This is a genomic window from Aeromicrobium sp. UBA7512 (assembly GCF_002476985.1).
Classification (GTDB): Bacteria; Actinomycetota; Actinomycetes; order Propionibacteriales; family Nocardioidaceae; genus Aeromicrobium; species Aeromicrobium phoceense.
Genome location: NZ_DLNK01000005.1, coordinates 401011 through 425990 on the forward strand (window position 1 = coordinate 401011; position 24980 = coordinate 425990).

17 protein-coding genes are annotated in these 24980 nt (G+C 72.7%); 15 read left to right on the forward strand and 2 right to left on the reverse strand.

Annotated elements, in window-relative coordinates:
- Positions 1 to 231 precede the first annotated feature (231 nt).
- On the reverse strand, positions 232 to 1998 hold the full coding sequence (locus B2363_RS08405) for a CDP-glycerol glycerophosphotransferase family protein (protein WP_286929610.1): 1767 nt from the start codon (positions 1996 to 1998) through the stop codon (positions 232 to 234).
- Between the two features lie 50 nt (positions 1999 to 2048).
- Here B2363_RS08405 and B2363_RS08410 point away from each other — a divergent pair, with 50 nt between their 5' ends.
- The 6 genes from B2363_RS08410 (at position 2049) to B2363_RS08435 (ending at position 10169) form a co-directional block, all read left to right on the forward strand.
- Positions 2049 to 3407: a TrkH family potassium uptake protein gene (locus tag B2363_RS08410; RefSeq protein WP_286929611.1), complete on the forward strand. Its 1359-nt coding sequence runs from the start codon at positions 2049 to 2051 to the stop codon at positions 3405 to 3407.
- Positions 3400 to 4074, forward strand: coding sequence for a potassium channel family protein (locus B2363_RS08415; protein WP_286929612.1), 675 nt, complete (start codon positions 3400 to 3402; stop codon positions 4072 to 4074). Before B2363_RS08410 ends, B2363_RS08415 begins: the two co-directional genes overlap by 8 nt.
- Before the next feature lie 13 nt (positions 4075 to 4087).
- Positions 4088 to 4759, forward strand: coding sequence for a DNA alkylation repair protein (locus B2363_RS08420; protein WP_286929613.1), 672 nt, complete (start codon positions 4088 to 4090; stop codon positions 4757 to 4759).
- A 74-nt stretch (positions 4760 to 4833) separates the two neighbouring features.
- Complete coding sequence (leuS, locus tag B2363_RS08425; protein ID WP_286929614.1) at positions 4834 to 7644, forward strand: leucine--tRNA ligase; 2811 nt, start codon at positions 4834 to 4836, stop codon at positions 7642 to 7644.
- 39 nt (positions 7645 to 7683) lie between these two features.
- A complete protein-coding gene (locus tag B2363_RS08430) occupies positions 7684 to 8574 on the forward strand; it encodes an ABC transporter ATP-binding protein (protein ID WP_286929615.1) in 891 nt (296 codons plus the stop codon).
- Positions 8571 to 10169: an ABC transporter permease gene (locus B2363_RS08435; RefSeq protein ID WP_286929616.1), complete on the forward strand. Its 1599-nt coding sequence runs from the start codon at positions 8571 to 8573 to the stop codon at positions 10167 to 10169. Before B2363_RS08430 ends, B2363_RS08435 begins: the two co-directional genes overlap by 4 nt.
- A gap of 10 nt (positions 10170 to 10179) precedes the next feature.
- Here the strand turns inward: B2363_RS08435 and B2363_RS08440 are convergent, their stop codons facing one another.
- Positions 10180 to 11505 carry an MFS transporter gene (locus B2363_RS08440; RefSeq protein WP_286929617.1) on the reverse strand — a complete coding sequence of 442 codons (1326 nt, stop codon included), beginning with the start codon at positions 11503 to 11505 and terminating at the stop codon, positions 10180 to 10182.
- Positions 11506 to 11694: 189 nt separating this feature from the next.
- Here B2363_RS08440 and nirB point away from each other — a divergent pair, with 189 nt between their 5' ends.
- The 9 genes from nirB to holA all read left to right on the forward strand — a co-directional run.
- The gene (nirB, locus tag B2363_RS08445; RefSeq protein WP_286929618.1) at positions 11695 to 14256 is read left to right on the forward strand and encodes a nitrite reductase large subunit NirB; all 2562 of its coding nucleotides are present in this window, start codon (positions 11695 to 11697) and stop codon (positions 14254 to 14256) included.
- A complete protein-coding gene (gene nirD, locus B2363_RS08450; RefSeq protein WP_286929619.1) occupies positions 14253 to 14606 on the forward strand; it encodes a nitrite reductase small subunit NirD in 354 nt (117 codons plus the stop codon). Before nirB ends, nirD begins: the two co-directional genes overlap by 4 nt.
- Positions 14603 to 15730, forward strand: a complete 1128-nt coding sequence (locus B2363_RS08455; protein WP_286929620.1) for a uroporphyrinogen-III synthase — start codon at positions 14603 to 14605, stop codon at positions 15728 to 15730. The genes nirD and B2363_RS08455 overlap by 4 nt, the downstream gene beginning before the upstream one ends.
- On the forward strand, positions 15727 to 16443 hold the full coding sequence (locus B2363_RS08460; protein ID WP_286929621.1) for a sirohydrochlorin chelatase: 717 nt from the start codon (positions 15727 to 15729) through the stop codon (positions 16441 to 16443). Before B2363_RS08455 ends, B2363_RS08460 begins: the two co-directional genes overlap by 4 nt.
- A 2-nt stretch (positions 16444 to 16445) precedes the next feature.
- Positions 16446 to 20318, forward strand: coding sequence for a bifunctional nitrate reductase/sulfite reductase flavoprotein subunit alpha (locus tag B2363_RS08465; protein WP_286929622.1), 3873 nt, complete (start codon positions 16446 to 16448; stop codon positions 20316 to 20318).
- Positions 20319 to 20352: 34 nt separating this feature from the next.
- Entirely contained in the window at positions 20353 to 21195 is an 843-nt protein-coding gene (locus B2363_RS08470; RefSeq protein ID WP_286929623.1) for a DegV family protein, read from the forward strand.
- A gap of 90 nt (positions 21196 to 21285) precedes the next feature.
- Positions 21286 to 22011 (forward strand): helix-hairpin-helix domain-containing protein, encoded by a 726-nt coding sequence (locus B2363_RS08475; protein WP_286929624.1) that lies wholly within the window; start codon positions 21286 to 21288, stop codon positions 22009 to 22011.
- Positions 21992 to 24208, forward strand: a complete 2217-nt coding sequence (locus B2363_RS08480) for a ComEC/Rec2 family competence protein (RefSeq protein WP_286929625.1) — start codon at positions 21992 to 21994, stop codon at positions 24206 to 24208. Before B2363_RS08475 ends, B2363_RS08480 begins: the two co-directional genes overlap by 20 nt.
- A gap of 14 nt (positions 24209 to 24222) precedes the next feature.
- On the forward strand, positions 24223 to 24980 hold a 758-nt coding region (holA, locus tag B2363_RS08485), incomplete at its 3' end, for a DNA polymerase III subunit delta (RefSeq protein ID WP_286929626.1).

Below are 24980 nucleotides of genomic sequence, written 5' to 3' on the forward strand. Positions count from 1 at the left end.
AGCCGACGACCGAACCGACCACGGAGCCGACGACCGAACCGACCACCGAGCCGACGACGGAGCCAACGGACGTCGGATCCGGCGGGGACGAGCAGGGGCCCGGCTCGGACTACTACTGGAGCTCGGACGGCGGCGGGGGAGGCACCGGCCTGGCAGACGCGGGCGGTCCCGGCGCCCCGCTCCTCGCGGGCGGCGCGGCGGCGACCGCCGCGGGGCTGCTGCTCCTGCTGCTCAGCGGTAGATCGAGCGCTCGGCGTCCGACCGCGCCACGAAGGCCGTGACCGCCTCGCGGAACGCCTGGAGCGAGCGCTGCTCCGGCGGGCCGAGCAGGTAGGTCGCCAGCTTCGAGCGGTACTCGGCCAGCTGGTCGGGGCCGCGTCCGGTGATCACGTCGAGGAACTCGTCCATGCCCTGGGCGTGGCTGCCGAGCAGCGTGGCGGCGGCGCTGGAGGGGTAGTCCTCGCGGAACTGCCTGGTCGAGACGCCCGCGTGGTTGAACACGGCGTAGGGCTTCTCGCCCGCGAGCCAGTCCGAGAGCACGCTCGAGATGTCGCTCACCAAGGCTGTGGACTGGTTCATCCAACCCGTCAGCGACCCGCTGGTGACCACGCGGTGGTCGATGCCGGTGCGCGCCTTGGCGTCGTCGAGGCGGCGCGAGATCACGGCGTGCGCGATGCGGTACTTGGCGTCGCGCTGGCCGGTGAACGGGTGCGGCTTGTAGACCACGCGCACCGACCCGTCGGCCAGCAGCGCGTCGATCAGCTGGACGCCGATGGCGCGCAGCGAGGAGTACTCCTGGTGCTGGTTCACGCCCTCCCACGTGGGGGCGTAGAGCACCGTGGGGATCTCGGCCTCGCCGACGCGGGGCGTGCGCTCGATCGCGTGCACCTGGGGGCGGCCGACGAACCGGTACTGGTCCTCGGGGATGTGCATGCCCGAGCGCCGGTAGCGGTCGGCGCCGGCCTCGCCGGCGACCCACAGCTCGTCGTAGACGCGCGAGAACGGGTTGTTGGAGGCGCTCTTGTCGCTGTCGCCGTGGCCGATGAACGCACTCATCATCGTGGGCAGGCGTAGCAGGTGGATGTTGTTGCCGGTGTTGCTGGGGTAGAGGGCCACCTTGACCATGGAGAAGTCGAGCATCAGCAGCTCGCCCGGCGCCGGCAGCGACAGCGTGGGCAGCGACGAGGACGCCATCCGCTCGAAGAGGGGATGGTCGCGCAGCACCACGAAGACCCGCTGGTCGAGGCTCTCGAGGGCCTCGATCCAGGTGTTGATCTGGTAGGCCGCGGTGTCGGGGCCGGAGAGGTGGACGACCACCTCGGGGCGGTACTCGTCCAGGAACTTCTGGACGGCCGACAGCTGCGGCGTGAAGCCCGTGGCGCGCTTGGCCGTGCGCATGCGCCAGCTGGCGAGCACGTCGGGCACGGTCGCGGCGGCCAGGACCGCGAAGGCGGCCACTCCGGCGGACAGCACGATCCACCACGGGGCGCCGAGGATGGCCGGCGCGAGGGCCGCGAGCTGGACGAGCGTCACGAGGACGGGACGGCTGCGGGGCTCCTCGGCGATGTACGTGTCGCCCGGGATGTGGCGGGTGCGCATCGGCTTGAGGGGCCCGATCCGCCGGTACTCGGCGTGCAGGGCCCTCGCGCACAGGCCCGTGACGATGAGCAGCGTGACGAGCAGGAAGGCGTGCAACGCCGTGTCGTTGGCGAACTGCGAGGCGGCGGTGGCCGCCACGATGACGCGCAGGGCGAAACGCAGCGGAGGTCCGGCCGACGCCTGGCGCAGCAGCATCGACGACAGGGGTGAGCGGCGCTCGAGGAGCCACTCGGAGACGACCGAGACGATCAGCGCGATCGCGGCGGCCAGGTCGAGGTCGAGGACGACGAGCAGCAGCGCCAGCAGGATCGTGCCGTTGACCAGCAACAGGCCCGGCAGCTCGGTGCTGTGACCCAGCCGCGCGACGAGAGAACGCACGAAACGCGCCGGGGAAGCCATGGGCGGCAATCTACCGCGTGTGACGGTTGTGGCCGGTGTACCGTCGGGGCGTGCCTTGGGGACGTCGCCGTTTTCGCCTCCCGGCGTCGATCGCCCATCCCGTGCGGTTGCTGCCGCTGGCCTTCCTGACCCTCATCCTGGCCGGCACCCTCCTGCTGCTGCTGCCGTTCGCCCGCGAGGGCGAGGCCGACCCCTCGTTCATGGACGCGTTCTTCACGTCCACCTCGGCGGTCACGGTCACGGGCCTGGCGACCGTCGACACGGGCACCTACTGGTCGTTCATCGGCCAGGCGATCATCCTGGTCCTCGTCGAGATCGGCGGGATCGGGATCATCGCCATGACCACGCTCCTGGGCCTGTTCGTGGGTGGCCGGTTGGGCCTGCGCACGCGGCTGGCGGCCCAGACCGACATGCACGTCGTGAGCCTCGGCGACGTGGGCCCGCTGTTCAAGCGCGTGGCGTTCACGACCCTGATCTTCCAGGGCGTCACCGCCGTGATCCTCACGTGGCGGTACTACACCGGCTACTTCGACTCGTTCGCCTACTCGCTGTGGCACGGCGTGTTCGACGCGGTCATGGCGTTCAACAACGCCGGATTCTCGCTGCACCCCGACAGCCTCACGAGCTACGCCGGCGACTACGCCGTGATCCTGCCGGTCTCGGTAGCCGTCTTCGCCGGTGGCCTGGGCTTCCCCGTCCTGGCCGAGCTCTACCAGGAGTGGCGCTCGCCGAAGACCTGGACGATCCACACGCGGCTCACCATCTGGGGCTCGCTGGTGCTGCTGGCCGTCGCCGCCTCGATGTTCGTCGTCGTCGAGTGGAACAACGCCGCCACGATCGGCGACCTCAGCCCCTTCGACAAGCTGGTCACCGGCATCGAGGGCGGCATCATGACCCGCTCCGGCGGCCTGGCGAGCTTCGACTGGGGCGCGGTCGAGCCGGTGACGCTCTTCATGGCGATCATCATGATGTTCATCGGTGGCGGCAGTGCCTCGACCGCCGGCGGCATCAAGATCACCACCTTCCTGCTGCTCGCCTACGTCATCCTGGCCGAGCTGCGCGGCGAGGAGCAGGTCCGCATCGGGTCGCGGGCGATCAACCCGCGCACGATCCGCACCGCGCTGAGCATCGCGCTCATCGCCGTGGGCCTGGTGACCGGCGGCTCGATGGCGCTCATGATCCTGGCCGGCGTCCCGCTCGCGGACGGCCTTTTCGAGTCCGCCTCCGCCTTCGGCACCGTGGGCCTGTCCACGGGCCTGACCCCCGAGCTCAACATCCCGGGCCAGCTCGTGCTCATCGTCTTGATGTTCATCGGTCGAGTGGGCACGATTACGGCAGCCTCCGCGTTCGTGCTGAGGCGGCGCCAATCCAGGTATCACCTTCCCGAGGAGCAACCGATCATTGGCTAACAACGACCCCCTCACCGCGCCCGTCCTCGTCGTGGGACTCGGCCGGTTCGGCTCCGCCGTCGCGCGGTCGCTGATCCGGCTCGGCCACGACGTCCTGGGCGTCGACGAGGACGCCAACCTGGTGCAGCGCTTCGCCAGCGAGTTCACCCACGTCGTCTCGGCCGACACCACCGACACCGAGGCCCTGCGCCAGATCGGCGCGGAGCAGTTCGACCGTGCCGTCGTGGGCATCGGCACCGACATCGAGGCCAGCGTCCTGACCGTGCTGAGCCTCGTGGAGCTGGGCGTCTCGGAGGTGTGGGCCAAGGCGATCAACGCCAAGCACGCCCGGATCCTCGAGCGCGTCGGCGCCACGCACGTCGTGCGTCCCGAGTCGGCGATGGGGGAGCGGGTGGCCCACATGGTCACCGGCGCGATGATCGACTACATCGAGTTCGACGACGGCTTCTCGATCGCCCGTACCCGGGCGCCGAAGCTCGCGGCGGGCCGCACGCTGCTGGAGTCCCAGCTGCGGGCCAGGTTCGGGGTCACCGTCGTCGGTGTGAAGCGCCGGGGCGAGGACTTCACCTACGCGCGCCCCGAGACCTCGATCGCCGCGTCGGACGAGCTCATCGTCTCCGGTCCCACGCGCAAGGTCGAGACGTTCTGCGCGCTGCGGAACGAGTAGTCCCGAGCGCCGCGTGACTCCGTTGACCTCGACCGCGGCCGACCTCCTGCGCGAGCTGCGCGATGCCGCGGAGCCGTCCGTGCATCCGCAACGGCACTACCGCGGTGGCGCCGGGGTCCTGGGAGTGCGGATGGGGACGGTCTTCGACCTCGCGATGCGGCACAGCGCCATGTCGCTGGGCGAGGTCGGCCGCCTGCTCGACGAGCCCGAGTACGAGCCCCGGCTGGCGGCGTTCTGCGTCCTCGACTTCCAGGTGCGGCACCAGCGCATCACGGACGCGGAGCGCGAGGAGCGCCACGACCTGTACCTGGCCCGGCACGACGCGATCGACTCGTGGGACATGGTCGATCGGGCCGCTCCGCGCGTGATCGGTCAGTTCCTGCGGGACCGCTCGAGGGAGTCGCTGTTCGCGCTGGCCGTGTCGGCGGACCCCCTGCGCCGTCGCACGGCGATGACGGCGCCGCTGGCGTACACGCGCCCGGCCCATCCCGCGGGCATCGCCGACCTCCTGCGTCTGGCCGAGCTGCTCGCCGACGATCCCGACCCGACCGTCTCCAAGCCCGTCGGCATCGCACTCAAGCACGCGGGCGCCGTCGCGCCGGCGGAGGTGCGCGCCTTCCTGGACCGGCTCGGCGACCGGCTTCCTGCGCCCGTGCGCCGCGAGGCGCGGGTCAAGCTGCCGTAGCGAGCGCCGGAGCCTCGGCGGTGCGGCGACCGCCGGTGCACCGGGTGGGTCCGGTCGCCGGATAGTGTTGACCGGTGAACTACCAGACCCCGGAGGGTGCGGCACCCGACACTGCGGCGCACCGCTACACCAGCGAGTACGCCGGCCGCATCGAGACCGCGTGGCAGGACCGCTGGGAGGCCGAGGGCACGTTCGAGGCGCCGAACCCGGTCGGCGACCTCGCCGCCGACGACGGCCGGCACAACGCGAGCGGCTCGAAGTACTTCCTGATGGACATGTTCCCGTACCCCTCGGGCGCGGGCCTGCACGTCGGTCACCCGCTGGGCTACATCGCCACCGACGTCGTCGGTCGCTTCCGCCGCATGCAGGGCGACAACGTGCTGCACGCGCTGGGCTACGACGCGTTCGGCCTGCCCGCCGAGATCTACGCCGTCCAGACCGGCCGCCACCCGCGCGAGACCACGCTGGAGAACATCGCGAACATGCGGCGCCAGCTGCGCCGCCTCGGCCTGGCCCACGACGAGCGTCGCTCGTTCGCCACGATCGAGCCCGAGTTCATGCGCTGGACGCAGTGGATCTTCCTGCAGATCTTCAACTCCTGGTACGACCCCGAGCAGGGCAAGGCGCGCCCCATCGCCGAGCTGATCGAGGCGCTGGGCACCGACGACCCCGAGGTCATCGACCAGCACCGCCTGGCCTACATCAGCGAGTCGCCCGTGAACTGGTGCCCGGGGCTGGGCACCGTGCTGGCGAACGAGGAGGTCACCGCCGACGGTCGCAGCGAGCGTGGCAACTTCCCCGTCTTCAAGCGCAGCCTGCGCCAGTGGAAGATGCGGATCACGGCCTACGCCGACCGCCTCATCGACGACCTCGACCGGGTCGACTGGCCCGAGCCGGTCAAGCTGATGCAGCGCAACTGGATCGGCCGCTCGCACGGAGCGAAGGTGCGCTTCGAGTCCGCCGCCGGCCCCATCGAGGTGTTCACGACCCGTCCCGACACGCTGTTCGGCGCGACCTACGTGGTGCTGGCGCCGGAGCACCCGCTGGTCGACGAGCTGGCCGCCGAGACGTGGCCCGAGGCCGTCGACGAGCGCTGGACAGCCGGAGCCCCCGACCCCGTCTCGGCGATCGACCGGTACCGGCGCACCGCTGCGGCGAAGTCCGACGTCGAGCGCCAGGAGAACAAGGAGAAGACCGGCGTCTTCACCGGCTCCTTCGCGACCAACCCGGTGAACGGCGAGGCCGTCCCGGTGTTCGTCGCCGACTACGTCCTCATGGGCTACGGCACCGGAGCCATCATGGCCGTCCCCGGCCACGACGCGCGCGACTTCGAGTTCGCCACCGAGCTGAGCCTGCGGATCGTCCCGGTCGTCCAGGCGCCCGAGGACGAGGTCCTGCCGTGGACCGGCGCGGGCGTCGCGATCAACTCCGACAACACCGACGTGTTCGGCGACGAGGGCGTCAGTCTGGACGGCCTGGCCGTCGACGACGCGAAGGCCGCGATCATCGCGTGGCTGGAGCAGCGCGGCCTCGGCGAGGGCACCACCACCTACCGCCTGCGCGACTGGCTGTTCAGCCGTCAGCGCTACTGGGGCGAGCCGTTCCCGATCGTCTACGACGAGGCCGGCCACGCGATCGCGCTGCCCGACTCGATGCTGCCGGTCGAGCTGCCCGAGGTGCCCGACTACTCGCCCAAGACGTTCGAGCCCGACGACGCCGAGAGCGAGCCCGAGCCGCCGCTGGCGCGCGTGCCCGAGTGGGTCGAGGTCGAGCTCGACCTCGGCGACGGCCCGAAGCGGTACCGCCGCGAGACCAACACGATGCCGAACTGGGCGGGCTCCAGCTGGTACGAGCTGCGCTACACCGATCCCCACAACAGCGAGGTGCTCGCCGACCCGACGAACGAGCGCTACTGGCTCGGTCCGAAGACGCCCGGCGGCACCGGCGGTGTCGACCTGTACGTCGGCGGCGTCGAGCACGCCGTCCTGCACCTGCTCTACGCGCGCTTCTGGCACAAGGCGATGTTCGACCTCGGTCACGTCAGCAGCGAGGAGCCGTTCCACCGCCTGTTCAACCAGGGCTACATCCAGGCGTACGCCTTCACCGACGAGCGGGGCACCTACGTGCCGGCCGACGAGGTCGAGGAGCGCGACGGCGGCTGGTTCTTCGAGGGCCGGCCGGTCAACCGCGAGTACGGGAAGATGGGCAAGAGCCTCAAGAACATCGTCACGCCCGACGACATGTACGACGCCTACGGCGCCGACACGTTCCGCGTGTACGAGATGAGCATGGGCCCGCTGGACGTCTCGCGTCCGTGGGAGACCCGCGCCGTCGTGGGTGCGCAGCGCTTCCTGCAGCGCGTCTGGCGCCTCGTCGTCGACGAGGAGACCGGCGAGGTCGTCGCCGACGACACCGAGCCCGACACCGCCGCCCTGCGTGCGCTGCACCAGGCGATCGCCGGCGTCACCGAGGACATGGGCGAGCTGCGGTTCAACACCGCGATCGCCAAGCTCATCGAGCTGACGAACCACCTCACCAAGGAGTCGGTGCGCTCGCGGTCGGTCCTCGAGCCGCTCGTGCTGATGCTGGCGCCCGTCGCCCCGCACCTGGCCGAGGAGCTGTGGTCGCGCCTGGGCCACGAGGAGACGCTCACGTACGAGGCCTGGCCTGTCGCCGACGAGCAGTACCTCGTCGAGGACCTGGTCACGTGCGTCGTGCAGATCCAGGGCAAGGTCCGCGGCAAGCTCGAGGTCCCCGCCGACATCAGCGACGAGGACCTCACGGCCCTCGCGCTGGCCGAGCCCAACGTCGTGCGCACCATCGGCGACCAGGAGATCCGCAAGGTCATCGTCCGCGCGCCGAAGCTGGTCAGCGTCGTCGTCTGAGCCTGCTGGAGGAGGACTCTCGCGTGCCACGATGAGCGGGTGACCGCCATCGAGCTGAGCAACGTCGTCAAGACCTTCGGCGCCGTGCGCGCCCTGGACGGCGTCGACCTGTCGGTCGAGGCCGGCGAGGTCCATGGCTTCCTCGGGCCGAACGGCGCCGGCAAGTCCACCACGATCCGTGTCCTCCTCGGGCTGCTGAAGGCCGACTCCGGCACGGCCAGGCTGCTCGGTGGAGACCCGTGGGACGAGGCGGCCGAGCTCCACCGCCGGATCGCCTACGTTCCCGGCGACGTGGCCCTGTGGCCCGGCCTCACCGGCGGCGAGGTCATCGACGTGCTGGCCCGGATGCGCGGCGGCCTGGACGAGGCGCGTCGTGCGGAGATGATCGAGCGGTTCGAGTTCGATCCCAGCAAGAAGAACCGCACCTACTCCAAGGGGAACCGGCAGAAGGTGGCGCTCATCGCGGCACTGGCGAGCCGGGCCGAGCTGTACCTACTGGACGAGCCGACGTCCGGCCTCGACCCCCTCATGGAGGCGGAGTTCCAGCGGGCCGTGCTCGAGCTGAAGGGCGAGGGTGCCACCGTGCTGCTCAGCTCGCACATCCTCGCCGAGGCGGAGGCGCTGTCCGACCGGATCAGCATCATCCGGGCCGGTCGCGTGGTGCAGAGCGGCTCGCTCGCCGAGCTCCGGCACCTGACCCGGACGACGGTCATCGCCGAGACCGCCCGGCCCGCTGCGCTCATCGCGGCGGTCGAGGGGGTCCACCATCCCCGGTTCGACGGCACGCGGGTCACGTTCGACGTCGAATCCGCCCACCTCGACGCGGCGGTGCAGGCGCTCGCACCCCTCGGCGTGCTCTCGCTCGCGGCCCATCCGCCGACGCTGGAGGAGCTCTTCCTGCGCCAGTACGGCGAGGAGGCGACGTCGTGAGCTCCCCCTTCACGGGGACTCGACATCTCGTCAGGCTCGTCCTGCGACGTGACCGGCTGATCCTGCCGCTGTGGATCATCGGCCTCGGAGGCACGATCGCGGCCAGCGCCGTGGCCGTCCCGTCGATCTACGACACCCCCGAGAAGATCGCCGGGTACGCGAGCGCGGTCGGGGCGAGCCCGGTCAGCTTCCTCATGTCCGGCCGCCAGGCCGGGATCGACACCCTCGGCGGCATCGTCGCCAACGAGATCTCGCAGGTCGCGCAGCTGGGCATCTGCCTCATGGTGATGTTCCTGGTGGTGCGCCACACCCGGGCCGAGGAGGAGAGCGGTCGCGCCGAGCTGGTCCGCTCCACGGTGGTCGGCCGCCACGCCGCGACGCTCGCGGGTCTGCTGTACGGCGTGTCCGCGGCACTCCTGATCGGCCTCGTCACGACCGTCGCGATGCTTGCGGTGGACCTCGATCGCGTGGGCAGGCTGACCTACGGCGCGGGCCTGACGCTGCTCGGACTCGCGTACGTCGCCGTCACGCTGGTCGCCGTGCAGATCTCGACGTCGGCGCGGGGCGCCCTCGCGCTGGCCGGGGCGGCGATCGCGGTGGGCTACCTGGTCCGGGGCCTGGGAGCGATGCAGGACAACGCACTCGTCTGGGCCTCGCCCTTCGGGTGGGCGCAGCGCATGGACGCCTTCGGCGACGAGCAGTGGTGGCCTGCCGTGCCCCTGGTGCTGCTGACGGCGGCGCTGCTCGTCGTGGCCGGCCGGCTCACCGTCCGCCGCGACTTCGCGGGCGGCGTGCTGCCGGATCGCCCCGGGCGGCCGCGCGCGTCCCGGTTCCTCAGCACGCCGCTGGGCCTGGCCCTGCGCCTCCAGCGTGGCCTCGTCATCGGCTGGGCCATCGGCGTGACGGCGCTCGGACTCCTCTACGGCGCGGTCATCCCGACCATCCCGGACCTGGTCGCCTCGAACCCCGACATCGCCGAGGTCATCGGAGCCTCACCCGACGTCGAGGAGCAGCTCATCGACGCGTTCCTGCGCTACATCTTCCTATTCATGGCGGTCGTCTCCTGCGGCTTCGCGGTCACGTCGGTGCTCCGGCTCCGCGCGGAGGAGGAGTCCGGCCGCGCGGAGCTGGTGCTGGCCACCGGCGTCCGGCGGGTCTCGTGGATGGCCGCCGCCGTCTCGGTCGCGTTCGCCGGTGCACTGCTCCTCTCGCTGCTGATGGGTCTGGGCCTCGCCATCGGTTACGCGGTCGGCCTGGGGGAGTGGGACCGGATCGTCGAGCAGGTGGGTGGGCAGGTGAGCTACCTGCCGGGCGTGCTCGTCGTGGCCGCGCTCGCCGTCGCCCTCTTCGGACTGTGGCCGCACCGCTCCCTGCTGGCGTGGGCCGTCGTGGCGTTCGTAGCCCTCCAGGTCATGCTCGGTGAGACGCTGCGGCTGCCGGACTGGATCGACTCGCTCTCGCCCTTCAGCCACCTGCCCGAGGTGCCGGTCGAAGGGTTCGACCCGGTCCCTGCGCTGGTCGAGATCGTCCTGGCCGCGGCCCTGGTGGCGGTGGGACTGTGGGCGTTCCGCCGGCACGACGTCACCACAGGGTGATCCGACCGCCTCAGACCCGCGCCGCGGCCGTCTCGGTGCCGGGCCGGGCGTAGACGCCCCAGGCCACGACCAGCATCACGGCGTACACCCCGGCGAAGGCCCACAGGCCGCCGGTGATGCCCAGCTCGGCGAACGTGCGGGGGACGAAGAACGAGCCCAGCGCGCCGACGGCGCCCGCGATGCCGATGCAGCCGGCCGCCGCCCGGTGCGCGCGTGCCTTCGCGGCGTCGTCGTCGGCGCCGATGAGGAACGCGATCGGGATCATCCGGTAGACCGAGCCGTTGCCGATGCCCGCGGCGGCGAACAGCAGCAGGAACAGTGCCAGGAAGAGCCCGAAGCCGGCCTCCTCGACGGTGAGCACCAGACCGACGACGCCGACGCCCATGGCCAGGTACGAGCCCATCGTCACGCGCGTGCCGCCGAACCGGTCGGCCAGCGCACCGCCGAAGGGCCGGGTCAGGGCTCCGGTGGCCGCGCCCAGGAACGCCACCGCGATCGGCACGTCCGGGTGCATCGCCTTCATGAGCGTGGGGAACGTGAGCGAGAAGCCCAGGAACGACCCGAACGTGCCGATGTACAGGAACGAGATCACCCAGGTGTGGTGGTTCTTCACGGCGAGCGCGTAGCTGCGCAGGTCCGACTTCGCGTTGGACAGGTTGTTCATGAGCACGAACGCCGCGAGCGCCGACAGGATCGCGGCGGGCACGAAGATCAGGCCGGCGCGCTCGAGCGCGATGCCCGCACCCGACGTGATGATGAGCGGCACCACCAGCTGCACGATGCCGGTGCCGAGGTTGCCGCCGGCGGCGTTGATGCCGAGCGCCTTGCCCTTCTCGCGCTGCGGGTAGAAGAACGAGATGTTGACCATCGACGAGGCGAAGTTGCCGCCGCCGAGTCCAGCGAGCGACGCCACCAGCAGCATGACGCCGAACGAGGTCGTCGGGTCGCTGACGGCCCACGCCAGCCCGAGCGAGGGGATGAGCAGCAGCAGTGCCGAGATCACCGTCCAGTTGCGCCCGCCGAACACCGGGACCATGAACGTGTAGAGCACGCGCATGGCCGCGCCGGTGAGTCCGGGCAGCGCGATCAGCCAGTAGAGCTGGTCGGTCGTGTAGGCGAAGCCGGCGGCGCCGAGGTTGGGCACCACCACGCTCCACACGCCGAGCATCATGAAGCCGAAGAACTCGGCGAAGACCGAGACGGCGAGGTTGCGGCGGGCGATCGCGCGTCCCTCGCCCTCCCACTGGTCGGTGTCCTCGGGGTTCCAGCCGTCGATCCAGCGGCCGGGGCGGTGGACGAGTGTCGAGGTCTGCAGGTCGGTCTTCACGGTGGTCATCAGGACTCCTGACGCGGGTCGGGTCGGACGCCACGACGCTAGGAACGCCGCATTTCACCCACGCGCTCCTTCGGGTAACCGGGCGGGAACGTTCTCCTCACAGGCCGTCCCGTCCGGGTGTGAGACCGATGTCATTGTTTGTTACATCCACATCTCGGGTCGGAAACCTGCGGCACCGAGGCTGGATGCATGACACGCAAGAGACTCATCGTCGTCGGCGCCGGCATGGTCGCGCGCCGCCTGGTCGAGGCACTCGTCGAGCGCGGCGCCACCGCGCAGTGGGACATCGACGTGTTCGGTGAGGAGAGCCGCCCGCCCTACGACCGCGTGGCGCTCACCTCCTTCTTCACGGTCGCCGACCCCGACGACCTGCTGCTCGGCGACCAGGCCCTGTGGCGCACGCCGGGCGTCCGCCTGCACCGCCACGCCCAGGTCCGGGGCATCGACCGGGAGTCCCGGACGATCACGGTGCACGGACGCACGGAGCACTACGACGAGCTCGTGCTCGCCACCGGCTCGTACGCCGCGGTGCCGCCGATCGACGGTGCCGACCTGCCGGGCTGCTTCGTCTACCGCACGGTCGACGACGTCACCGAGCTGCGCACGTGGGTGCGTGACCGCGGCGAGCAGCTCGGTCACCCGGCTCGCGGCGTCGTCATCGGCGGCGGCCTGCTGGGCCTCGAGGCCGCCGGCGCCCTGCGCGAGCTGGGCGCGGACTGCACCGTCGTCGAGTTCGCCGACCGCCTCATGCCCGTGCAGCTCGATCTGGCCGGGGGACAGGCGCTGCGCCGCCTCATCGAGGGTCTCGGCGTCGAGGTGCGCACCTCCACCGCGACGAAGTCCGTGCGCACCGGTCGCGGCACGAAGAAGGTCGGCCGGATGACCTTCGCCGACGGCGAGACCATCCCGGCCGACGTCGTCGTCTTCGCCACCGGCGTGCGGCCCCGAGACGAGCTGGCCCGCGAGGCGGGGCTCGAGGTGCACCCGCGCGGCGGCGTCATGGCCGACCCGGCCTGCCGCACCAGCGACGAGCACATCTGGGCCATCGGCGAGGTCGCCTGCATCGCCGACCGCGTCTGGGGCCTGGTGGGCCCGGGCTACACGATGGCGGAGGTCGTGGCCGACCGGCTGCTCGGCGGCTCGGCCGCCTTCACCGGCGCCGACCTGTCCACCAAACTCAAGCTGATGGGCGTCGACGTCGCCAGCTTCGGCGACGCCTTCGCCGCGAAGGGCGGCAGCCTCGAGGTCGTCTACGCCGACCCGCTCGCCGGCGTCTACAAGAAGCTCGTGATGAGCGACGACGCCTCCACGCTGCTCGGTGGCATGCTCGTCGGCGACGCCTCGGCCTACACGAGCCTGCGCCCGATGGTCGACGCCGAGCTCGGCAGCGATCCCGCGGCCTGGCTCATGCCCGACGGCGTCGAGCCGCCCTCCACGGGCGCGCTGCCCGACACGGCCACCGTCTGCTCCTGCAACAACGTGTCGGCCGGCTCGATCCGGTGCGCGATCAGCGGCGGTGAGTGCACCGACCTCGCCGGCGTGAAGGCGTGCACGAAGGCCGGCACCAGCTGCGGCTCGTGCGTGCCGCTGGTGAAGCAGATCGTCAACGCCGAGCTCGAGTCGCAGGGCATCGCCGTCAGCAACGCGCTGTGCGAGCACTTCGACCTGAGCCGCGCCGAGCTGTACGAGGTCGCCCGCATGACCGGCATCGGCTCCTTCAGCGAGCTGATCGCCAAGCACGGCCGCGGCCAGGGCTGCGACATCTGCCGCCCCGTCGCCGCCTCGATCCTGTCGACGCTGGGTCGCGGCCACGTGCTGGACCGCGAGAACGCGCGCCTGCAGGACACCAACGACCACGTCATGGCGAACCTGCAGAAGGACGGCACCTACTCGGTCGTGCCGCGCATCCCCGGCGGCGAGGTCACGCCCGAGGGGCTCATCGTCATCGGCCAGGTCGCGGCCGACTTCGGGCTCTACACGAAGATCACCGGCGGCCAGCGGATCGACCTCTTCGGCGCCCGCATCGACCAGCTGCCGGCGATCTGGAAGCGTCTCGTGGACGCGGGCTTCGAGTCGGGTCACGCCTACGGCAAGAGCCTGCGCACCGTGAAGTCGTGCGTCGGTCAGACCTGGTGCCGCTACGGCGTGCAGGACTCCGTCGGCCTGGCCGTCGAGCTCGAGCTGCGCTACCGCGGGCTGCGGTCGCCGCACAAGATCAAGCTCGGCGTCTCCGGCTGCGCCCGCGAGTGCGCCGAGGCCCGCGGCAAGGACGTCGGGGTCATCGCCACCGACCACGGCTGGAACATGTACGTCGGTGGCAACGGCGGCTTCACGCCCCGCCACGCGCAGCTCTTCGCGGAGGATCTCACCACCGAGGAGCTGATCCGGGCCATCGATCGATTCCTGCTCTACTACGTGCGCACGGCCGACCGGCTGCAGCGGACGGCGCCCTGGATCGAGTCGATCGAGGGCGGCATCGAGCACGTGCGTGACGTCGTCCTGCACGACTCGCTGGGCATCGGGGAGGAGCTGGACGCGCAGATGGCCGAGCACGTCGAGAACTACGCCGACGAGTGGGCGCAGACCCTGGCCGACCCGGAGAAGCTGGCCCAGTTTGGCTCCTTCGTCAACGCCCCGGACACCCCCGATCCCGACCTGTCCTACGTCGAGGAGCGGGGCCAGCGCCGGCCCGCCGACCCCGTCGTGATCGCCGGCGGCACGCTGCCCGTGCGGACGGAGGCAGTGACATGAGCGCGGCGGCGGTGTCGGAGAGCGCGTGGACGGCGGTGTGCACGATCGACCGCCTCTGGGTCGACCGCGGCGCGGCGGCGCTGGTGAACGGCGAGCAGGTGGCGCTCTTCCGCCTCGGTGACGGCGAGATCCTCGCGGTGGGCCACCGCGATCCGTTCACGGGCTCGAACGTCATCGCCCGCGGTCTCGTCGGGTCGCGGGGCGACGTGCCCACGGTCGCGTCGCCCCTGCACAAGCAGGTGTTCGACCTGCGCACCGGCGTCTGCCTCGACGACCCGCAGGTCTCCCTGGGCCACTGGGACGTGCGGGTGGTCGACGACGTCGTGTGGCTGAGACGGGGCGACGCGTGACCCCTCACGGGCCGGTGCTCGCCGGGACCCGCATCCTCGTCACGGCCCAGCGTCGCGCCACCGACCTGGCCAGCGCGCTGGTGCGCCGTGGCGCGCAGGTGCACATCGCCGCGACCCTCGGGGTCGAGGCCCACATCGACGAGGACACGCTCGTGCGGCGCACGGAGGAGCTCATCGCCGACCCACCGGACGTCGTGGTCGTCACCACCGGCATCGGGTTCCGCAGCTGGCTGGAGACGGCCGAGTCGGTCGACCTGCTCGAGCCGCTGCTCGAGGTCCTGGCGGCGGCGCGGATCGTCGCGCGTGGGCCCAAGGCCCGCGGCGCCATCCAGGCCTCGGGCCTCGTGGCGGACTGGGTCGCCGAGTCCGAGACGTCGCGCGAGATGGCCGAGTACCTCGTGGCGGAGGGCGTCGACGGGATGCGGATCGCGGTGCAGCACCACGGCGCCGGCGACGATGGCCTGGAGTCGGCGGTCACGGCGGCCGGCGCGTCCACGGTGCCCCTCGTGGTCTACCGCTGGGGCCCGCCGCCGGACCCCGAGGCCGTCGAGCGGTCGGTGCGCGACGCCGCGTGCGGCGGCTTCGACGCGATCGTCTTCACCTCCGCCCCCGGCGCGAGCGCCTGGCTGTCCGTCGTGCGCGACCTCGGCGAGCGCGCCGCCCTGCTGGAGCTGGCGCGCGAGGGGCGGCTCGTGCTCGCCGCCGTAGGGCCGGTCACGGCCGAGCCGCTCGTCGTCGCGGGCTTCGAGCCGCTCGTGCCCGATCGCGGGCGTCTCGGCGCCCTCGTGAGGTCGGTCGTCCTGCACTTCGGTGGCGACGACCTCGGCGTCGACGTCGCCACCGGCCGGCTGCGCCTGCACGCCACCGCTGCCACCCTCGACCACGCGGTGCTGCCGCTCCCGCCCGCCGGGCTGGCGGTCCTGCGGCTGCTGGCGTCCGACCCGGGCGCCGTGTTCACCCGCGACCAGGTGCTGTCGGTGCTGCCCCGCGCCACCGACGACCACCACGCCGCCGACGTCGCCGTCGGGCGCCTGCGGGAGGCCCTCGGCGACCGCAGCCTCGTCAAGACCGTCGTCAAGCGCGGCTACCGCCTCGAACCGCTCCACCGGGAGGACATCGCATGAGGTCCCTGTCGCAGCCCGTCCTGATCGCCTGCAGTCACGGCACCCGCTCGGCCCGCGGAGCGGCCGCGGTGGCCGCCCTCGTCGAGGCCGTGCGCACCGCGCTGCCCTCCGTGGAGGTGCTCGACACGTGGGTCGACGTCCAGGTGCCGGCCCTCCCCACGGTCGCCGAGTCGGTGGCCGACCGCGAGGCCGTCGTCGTGCCGCTGCTGCTCTCGGCCGGCTACCACGTGCACCACGACATCGCGGGCGTCGTCGCGAGGCGTCCCGGCCACGTCGCTGCCGCGCCGCTGGGGCCGCACGCTGCCATCACGCGGACGCTCGTGTCGCGCCTGCACGACGAGGGCCTGCGACCCGACGACAGCGTGGTGCTGGGCGCCTCGGCGTCCAGCGATCCGCGGGCGCTGGCCGACCTCCGCGCGACGGCGGCCGAACTGTCGTTCCGGCTCGGCCGCCGCGTCGAGCTCGGCCACGTGGGCCACTGCGGCACGCCGCTGGCCGACGTCGTTGCCGGCGTGCGGCGTCCGGGCCGGCGGGTGCTGGTCGCCAGCCACCTGCTCGCGCCCGGTCACTTCCACGACGCTCTCGGCCGGGCCGGGGCCGACGTCGTCACGGCCCCCCTGCTCGACGAGCGCCGGCCCGACGAGCGGCTGGTGTCCCTCGTGCTGGAGCGGTACGCCGCCGCCTGCGCCCACGACCTCGCGACCGCGGTGTGACGGTGGTCGACACCGTCTGCGGCTACTGCGGCGTCGGGTGCGGCCTGACGCTCCAGGTCGAGCGGCGTCACGACACCGTGCGGGTCACCGGTGCCGTGGGCACGGCGAGCCACCCCGCCAACGCCGGACGGCTCTGCACGAAGGGCGCCACCACCGCCGACCTGCTCGCCGCCCCGGGACGCATGGAGAAGGCCTCGGTGCGCTCCGACCGTGGGTCCGAGCGGGTGGAGGTCGGCATCGAGGCGGCACTCGACGAGGCGGCCACCCGGTTCCGTGCCGTGATCGACGAGCACGGACCCGACGCGGTGGCGCTCTACGTCTCGGGCCAGATGTCGCTGGAGGCTCAGTACCTCGCCACCAAGCTCGCCAAGGGCTACCTGCGCACGGTCAACATCGAGTCGAACTCGCGGCTGTGCATGGCCAGCGCGGGCACCGGTTACAAGCAGTCGCTGGGCGCCGACGGCCCGCCCGGCTCCTACGACGACTTCGACCACGCCGACCTGTTCCTGGTGATCGGCTCGAACATGGCCGACGCCCACCCGATCCTGTTCCTGCGGATGATGGAGCGGGTCAAGGCCGGTGCGCGCCTCGTCGTCGTCGATCCCCGGCGCACGGCGACCGCCGAGAAGGCCGACCTCTTCTGCCAGATCCGACCCGGCACCGACCTGGCCTTCCTCAACGGCCTGCTGCACCTGCTGGTGGAGGCCGGTGCCGTCGACCGCGAGTTCGTCGACCGGCACACCCGCGGCTGGGACGACGTCGAGGCGATGCTGGCCGACTACGCGCCCGACAACGTCGCCGCCACGACCGGCATCGCCGCCGACGACCTGCGCACGGTCGCCGGCTGGATCGCCGAGGCGGGGGACTGGATGACCTGCTGGACCATGGGTCTCAACCAGTCCACGCACGGCACCTGGAACACCAACGCGATCTGCAACCTGCACCTGGCCACCGGCGCAATCTGCCGTCCCGGCTCGGGCCCCTTCTCGCTGACGGGCCAGCCGAACGCGATGGGCGGCCGCGAGATGGGCTACATGGGTCCCGGCCTGCCGGGTCAGCGTTCGGTGGTCTCGGCCGCCGACCGTGCGTTCTGCGAGGACGTGTGGGGCCTGGCACCGGGCACGATCCGCGACGTGGTGGGACGCGGCACGATCGACCTCTTCGAGCAGATGGCGGCCGGCGACGTGCGGGCCGCGTGGATCATCTGCACCAACCCCGCGCACTCCGTGGCGAACCGGTCCACCGTCCTGGAGGGGCTCGCCGCCGCCGACCTCGTGGTGGTGCAGGACGCCTACGCCGAGAACGAGACGCTCACCCATGCCGACGTCGCGTTGCCGGCCGCGCTCTGGACCGAGGCCGAGGGCGTCATGGTGAACTCCGAGCGCAACCTCACCCTGTGCCAGCCGGCCGGGCCGCCGCCGGGCGACGCCCGCCCCGACTGGAGGCTCATCGCCGACATCGCGACGCGGCTCGGCTTCGGGGACGCCTTCGCCTTCGACAGCGCCGAGGAGGTGTTCGAGGAGATCCGCGCGTTCGCCAATCCGGCCACCGGGTACGACCTGCGCGGAGCCACCTACGAGCGGCTGCGGGAGGGCCCGCTGCAGTGGCCGTGCCCGCCGGGCGGAGAGCGTCGTAATCCCGTTCGCTACGTCGGCGACGGCGGGATCGCGTTCCCGATGCCCGACGGGCGTGCCGTGTTCCATGCCCGGCCGCACCTGCCCCCGGCCGAGCTGCCCGACGACGACTTCCCCGTGGTGCTCAACACCGGCCGGCTGCCGCACCAGTGGCACACGATGACCAAGACCGGCAAGGTCCCGCGGCTCAACCGGCTCAACCCCGACCCGTTCGTCGAGGTCCACCCCGACGACGCGTCGGCCCTCGGCATCGGCGAGGGTTCGCCGGTGCGGATCGTCTCGCGGCGCGGTGAGGCGGTGCTGCCGGCCGTCGTCACCGACCGCGCGCTGCCCGGCACGTGCTTCGCACCGATGCACTGGGGCGAGATGACGGGGGAGGGGCTGGCGGTCAACGCGGTCACGAACGACGCGGTCGACCCCGACTCGCTGCAACCGGAGTTCAAGGCCTGCGCGGTGCGCCTGGAGCGCGCGCCGATCCGGCTGCCCGTCGCGCCCCCGGTCGGCGCGGAGCCGTCCGAGCTGGAGACGGCCTGGCTCGCCGGCTACCTCGCCGCCATGACGCACCGCGCGCCCACGTTGCCCCTGTCAGCGCCCGTCGCGCCGGAGGTGCGCACGTGGTTCGCCGAGGTGCTCGCCGCAGTGGCGCCCGAGGCGCAGGAAGCGTCCGCGGACGTCACGATCCTCACGGCGTCGCAGACGGGCCGGGTGGAGGACCACGCCCCGGAGCTGGTCCGGCTCCTGTCCGGACGGGGCGTCACCGCCGTTCACCGATCGCTCGCCGGCATCCGGCCCGAGGACCTCACCGGCACGGTCCTGTTCGTCACGAGCACGACCGGTGACGGCGATCCGCCCACGGAGGCGGCGGCGTTCTGGCGCCTCCTCGCGGACGCGCCACGTCTCGCCGGCCTGCGCTACAGCGTGCTGGCCTTCGGCGACTCCGCGTACGCCGACTTCTGCGGGTTCGGGCGCCGCCTCGACGAGCGCCTGGCCGACCTCGGTGCCGAGCGCCTCGCCGCACGCGTCGACTGCGAGCCGGCCTTCGACGCGCCGGCCTCGGACTGGCTCGACTCCGTCGGGCGGGCGCTGGGCGCCGTCGACACGATCACGGTCGCCGAGCCCGACACCCCGGCGTACGGGCGCAACCGGCCCCTGGCCACGCGGCTGACGCGCAACGAGCTGCTGACCACTCCCGACTCGTCCAAGGAGGTGCGCCGGTTCGGCTTCCACCTCCCCGAGGGCACGCTCGAGTACGAGCCGGGCGACGCTCTCGCGGTGGCGCCCCGCGTGGACCCGGCCTACGTGGACGCCTGGCTGACGCTCACCGGCCTGGACGGCGACGCCCTGCTGGAGTCCGACGGCGAGCCGGTGCGCCTCGCCGACGCGCTCGCCGAGCGGTACGACCCGGTCACGATCACGCCGGCCGTCGTGCGCCTGGTCATCGACCGCCATCGCGGCGCCGTGAGTGGCCTGCCCGACCCCGACGACCGGCTCGCGGTGCAGGAGTGGGCGTGGGGCCGCCAGATCGTGGACCTGCTGCACGACCACCCCACGCTGGCGCGCCTCGACCAGTGGCTCACGGTGCTCGGCCCGCTCACCCCACGGCAGTACTCGATCTCGTCCAGCCCGCTCGAGGACCCGCGTGAGGTGCAGGTGACCGTCTCGGTCGTCCGGCACCGCGTGCACGGCCTGTGGCGCCACGGCATCTGCTCCAGCCACCTCGCCGACCGGGCGGGGGAGCAGGACGTCAGCATCCACGTGCAGCGCCAGCGCCACTTCCGGCCGCCGGGCGACCCGGACGCAGCCGCCATCATGATCGGCCCCGGCACGGGCATCGCGCCGTTCCGCGGGTTCCTCCAGCATCGGGCGCTCGCCGGCGAGCCCGGTCCGAACTGGCTGTTCTTCGGCGACCGGAACGCGAGCTCGGACTTCCTCTACCGCGACGAGCTCGAGTCGCTGCGGCGCGACGGCGTGCTGACGCGGCTCGACACGGCGTTCTCGCGCGACCAGGACCGGCGGGTCTACGTGCAGGACCGGATGCGCGAGCAGGGCCCCGAGCTGTGGCGCTGGCTCGACGAGGGCGCCCACCTCTACGTGTGCGGCGATCGCGTGCACATGGCCAAGGACGTCGAGGCCACGCTGCTGCACCTGGCCGAGCGCCACGGGGGCCTGTCCCGGGACGGTGCGCGCGACTGGCTCGCGGGGCTGGCCGAGGAGGGCCGCTACGCCAAGGACGTCTACTGACGACCGGCGCGACCCCGCTGGGTAGGGTTTCGGCATGACCGTGGCCGTCGTGACCGACTCCACCGCGTCGTTGGATCCCGACGACGCGGCACGCGAGGGGATCACGGTCGTGCCCACCACGGTCATCATCGGCGCGCGGGTCTACACCGAGGGCGTCGACGTGACGTCCCAGATGATCGCCGACGCGCTCACCGAGTCCGTTCCGGTGAGCACCTCGCGGCCGTCGCCCGAGACGTTCCAGGCCGTCTACCGTGCCCTCGCGTCCACCGGCGTCGACGAGATCGTGTCGGTCCACATCAGCTCGAAGGTCTCCGGCACCGTCGACGCGGCCCGGCTCGCGGCCGACCGGGTCGACGTCCCCGTCCGCGTCGTCGACACGATGCAGGCGGGACTGGCCACCGGTTTCGCCGCGGGCGCCGCGGCCCGCGCGCGCGACGCCGGCGGCACCGCCGAGCAGGTGGAGGCCGCCGCCGTCGCCTCGGCCCGCTCGGCCCGCGTCCTGCTCTACGTCGACACGCTGGAGTACCTGCGCCGCGGGGGCCGCATCGGCCGGGCCGCGGCGCTCATCGGGTCCGCGCTGGCGGTCAAGCCGATCCTCACCCTGGATGACGGCGAGGTGACGCCGCTGGAGAAGGTCCGCACGTCGTCCAAGGCCCTGGCCCGACTCGTCACGCTCGCCGTCGAGACGGTGGGCACCTACCCCGGGGACTACGACATCGGCGTGCTGCACCTGGCCAGCGAGCAGGTGGCGGTGGGGGTGGCCCACTCCCTCGCGCAGCGGCTGGACCGCGCCGAGATCGGCGTGGACGAGGTGGGTGCCGACATCGGGGCCCACGTCGGACCCGGGATGATCGCGGTCACCGTCAGCGCCCGCTGACCGTCCACAGGACCACCGCCGCGGGACCGGCGGTCCACAGGCCGTGCGCAGGTGGTTCCGCCGCCCGTGGGGCGTTCCTAGGGTCGCGACATGGCCCCCGTCCCGCCCGAGACCCGCGCCCAGGTCGCACGGCAGCGCCTCGCCGAGCTGGCCGCGACCTTCGACGCCACGCTTCCCGATCCTGACCGGCCGCCGCCCGGGCGACGGCGCAGACCCGACCTCTCCCGCCGCCTGCTGCGGCCCGGTCACGTGCGGTTCGCGGCCGTCGTGGGCGGCGCCGCGGCGGTCCTCGTCGTGTGGTGGCTGCTGGCGGGGCGGCCCCACGAGGTCACGGTTCCGGCGTCCTCGGGCGTGGAGGTCGCCGGCACTGAGCCGTCCGCGGGAGCCACGGCGGGCACGCTCGTGGTCGACGTCGCGGGCCGCGTGCGGCGCCCCGGCATCGTCACGCTGCCGCCGGGGTCGCGCGTGCACGAGGCGATCGAGGCCGCGGGCGGGACCCGGGGCAAGGTCGACACGGCCTCCCTCAACCTCGCTCGCGTGCTGACCGACGGGGAGCAGGTGGTGGTCGGTGCCCCGGCTGCCGCGCCGGCCGGGGGAGCCTCGGGCCCGGCGGGGCCGGCGGATGCTGTCGTGAACCTCAACTCCGCCGACCTCGTGGCCCTGGACTCGCTGCCCGGCGTCGGACCGGTGACGGCCGAGTCGATCGTCGCGTGGCGCGAGGAGAACGGTCCGTTCCGCTCGGTCGACGACCTCTTGGACGTCAAGGGGATCGGCGAGGCGACCCTGGCCGACCTGCGTGACCGGGTCTCGGTCTGACCTGCGCGTCGTCCCGGCCGCTCTCGCGGCCTGGGCGACCGCAGCAGCTCTGACCCGGGCCCCGGTCGCGGCGTCGCTCGTCCTGGCCGTGGTCGCCGTGGCGGTGCTCGCCTGGGGGTGGCGCCGACCCTTGCTGGCCTTCCCCGCGGCGGTCCTCGTCGTGGTCGCGGCCACGTGCGGATGGCGCCTCGCGGCCGTCGAGTCCTCGCCGGTGACCCAGCTGGCCGAGCGCGGGGCGACGGTGCGGGCGGAGGTGCACGTCCGCGAGGACGGGCGCGCGTTCGCAGGTGCCGGCCGAGCGGGGACGGTGGTGCCGGTGACCGTGCGCGTCGTGGAGTCGCGCGGCCGGACCTGGCGCGTCCGCGTCCGGGCGACGGCCTTCGTGGAGGGCTCCGAGCGCTTCGTCACCGGGACACGGCTGACGGTCCGTGCCGGACTCCAACCTTCGGACGACAGCGACGAGGCGGCCGTGCTGCGGGTGCACGACTGGCGCCCGGCGGGCGCCGGTCCGTGGTGGTGGCGGTGGAGCGAGGTCGTGCGCGACGGCGTCCGTGACGGTGTCGACCACCGCGACGACCAGGCCGCGGCGCTGGTGCCCGCGCTCGTCGCGGGGGACGAGTCGGGCCTCTCCGACCGCACGCGTGAGGAGTTCGCGACCACGGGCCTGACCCACCTGCTCGCTGTGTCCGGCGCGAACCTGACGATCGTGCTGGGCATCGTGCTGCTGGGCCTGCGCGCTGTCGGGGCGTCGCGTCGCGTCGTGCTCGTGGCCGGCGCGCTGACCGTCGTGGCGTTCGTGGTCGTCGCGCGACCCGAACCCAGCGTCCAGCGCGCGGCGGTGATGGGCTCGGTCGCCCTCGCGGGGCTCCTCGTCGGCAGCCGCGGTGCCGGACTGCGAGCCCTGGCGTGGTCGGTCGTGGCGCTGGTGGTGCTGGACCCGTGGCTGGCCACCCGGCCCGGCTTCGTCCTCTCGGTCTCGGCCACGGCGGGCATCATCGCGCTCACGCCGGTGCTGACCCGCCGGCTGCACTGGCTCCCGCTGCCCGTCGCCACCGCCGTGGCGGTGCCGATCGCGGCACACCTCGCGTGCCTCCCGGTCGTCACGTCGCTGAGCGGCGAGATCTCGATGGTGGCCGTCTTCGCGAACATCGTCGTCGCGCCCGCGGTCGCGCCGGCCACGGTCGCGGGCCTCGCGGCCGGACTGGTCGATCTCGTGGTGCCCGCCCTCGCGTCGGTGCCCGGCACGGTGGCCTGGGCGGCGGCCTCGGTGATCGTCCGGGTGGCCCGCCTCGGTGCCTCCGCGCCGGGCGCCGCGATCACGTGGCCCTTGCCGTGGTGGACGCTGATCCCCGTCACGCCGATGGTCGGGTGGGGCGTGTGGTGGCTGCTGCGCCGCCCCGCGCTTGCGGTCGGCATGACCCTCGGGCTGCTGGTCGCGATCGTGCGCACACCGACACCGGGCTGGCCGCCGAGCGACGCGGTGGTCGTGGCGTGCGACGTGGGCCAGGGCGACGGCTTCGTCGTGCCCACGGCGCCGGGGGAGGCGATCGTGATCGACGTAGGGCAGGAACCGGGCCCCATCCATCGCTGCCTGACCGAGCTCGAGATCGACCGCATCGCCCTGCTGCTGTTCACCCACGGCGACGCTGACCACGTCGACGGCTGGCGTGGGGCGGTGCGCGGCCGTGAGGTCGCCGTGCTAGCCGACGGCCCCTCGGGCGGTCCCTCGGTGCCCGCCGCGCGTCGGATCCGGCTGCTCGCCGGCCAGCGCGTGACGGTGGGCGACGTCGGCCTCGAGGTGCTCTGGCCGCGGGCCGACACCGGCCGCGTGGCGCCCGAGGCGCGCAACGACGCGAGCGTGGTGGTGCGGGCCACCGTGCGCGATCACCGGATCCTGTTCACCGGCGACCTGGGGGAGGAGGCCCAGCGCGGGCTCGGCCGCCTCAACGCCGACCTATCCGCCGACGTCCTCAAGGTGGCGCACCACGGCAGCGCCGACCGCTGGGAGGGACTGCTCGAACGGGTCGGTTCGTCGGTCGCGCTGATCGGCGTCGGGGCGGACAACCAGCACGGGCACCCGACGTCGGCTGTGCTCGACGACCTCGCGCGTCAGCGGGTCGCGGTGTGGCGCACCGACACCTCCGGCACGATCGCCGTCCTCGATCGCGACGGGCACCTCGTCGTATCGGCCCGGTGACCTATTCTCGGGACGTGGCGAACCCGTTCGGCAAGATCCTGCTGGTCACCGGCAACTCCGAGTTCCTCTCCGACCGCGCCAAGCGCCAGGCCGTGGCCCAGGTCCGCGAAGCCGCTCCCGAGGCCGAGATCGCCGAGACGGCCGCCTCGGCCCTGGCTCCCGGCGAGTTCACGGCCCTCACCAGCGCCTCGCTGTTCAGCCAGGCCACCGCTGTGGTCCTCACCGATCTGCAGGATCTCGGCGAGCAGGTCGCCGGAGAGCTGCTCCAGTACGCCGCATCGCCGTCCGACGACACCGCTGTCGTGCTCGTGCACGGCGGGGGAGCCAAGGGCAAGGGTCTGCTCGACAAGCTGCGCAAGACCGCCGCCGTCTCCGAGGTCGCCCAGCAGGCGCCGAAGTACGAGCGCGACCTCATCGCGTGGGTGCGTCAGGAGGCCCGCACGCAAGGGCGCGCCATCGACGACGAGGGCGCCGCCCTGCTCGTCGCGGCCGTCGGTTCCGACCTGCGATCGCTCGCGGCCGCCGTCGACCAGCTCGTCACCACCCTGGCCGAGGGCGAGCGGCTCGACGCCACCGTGGTCGGCCGCTACTTCGGCGGCCGGGCCGAGGTCCGCGGCTACGAGATCGCCGACGCCGCCCTCGACGGCCGGCTCGACCTCGCGCTCGAGCGGGCGCGGTGGGCCGAGTCCGCCAAGGTCGCCCCGCTGCTGATCACCGCCGCGCTCGCCTCGGGGCTGCGCCAGCTGGCCCGGGTCGCCACCGCCGATCCCGG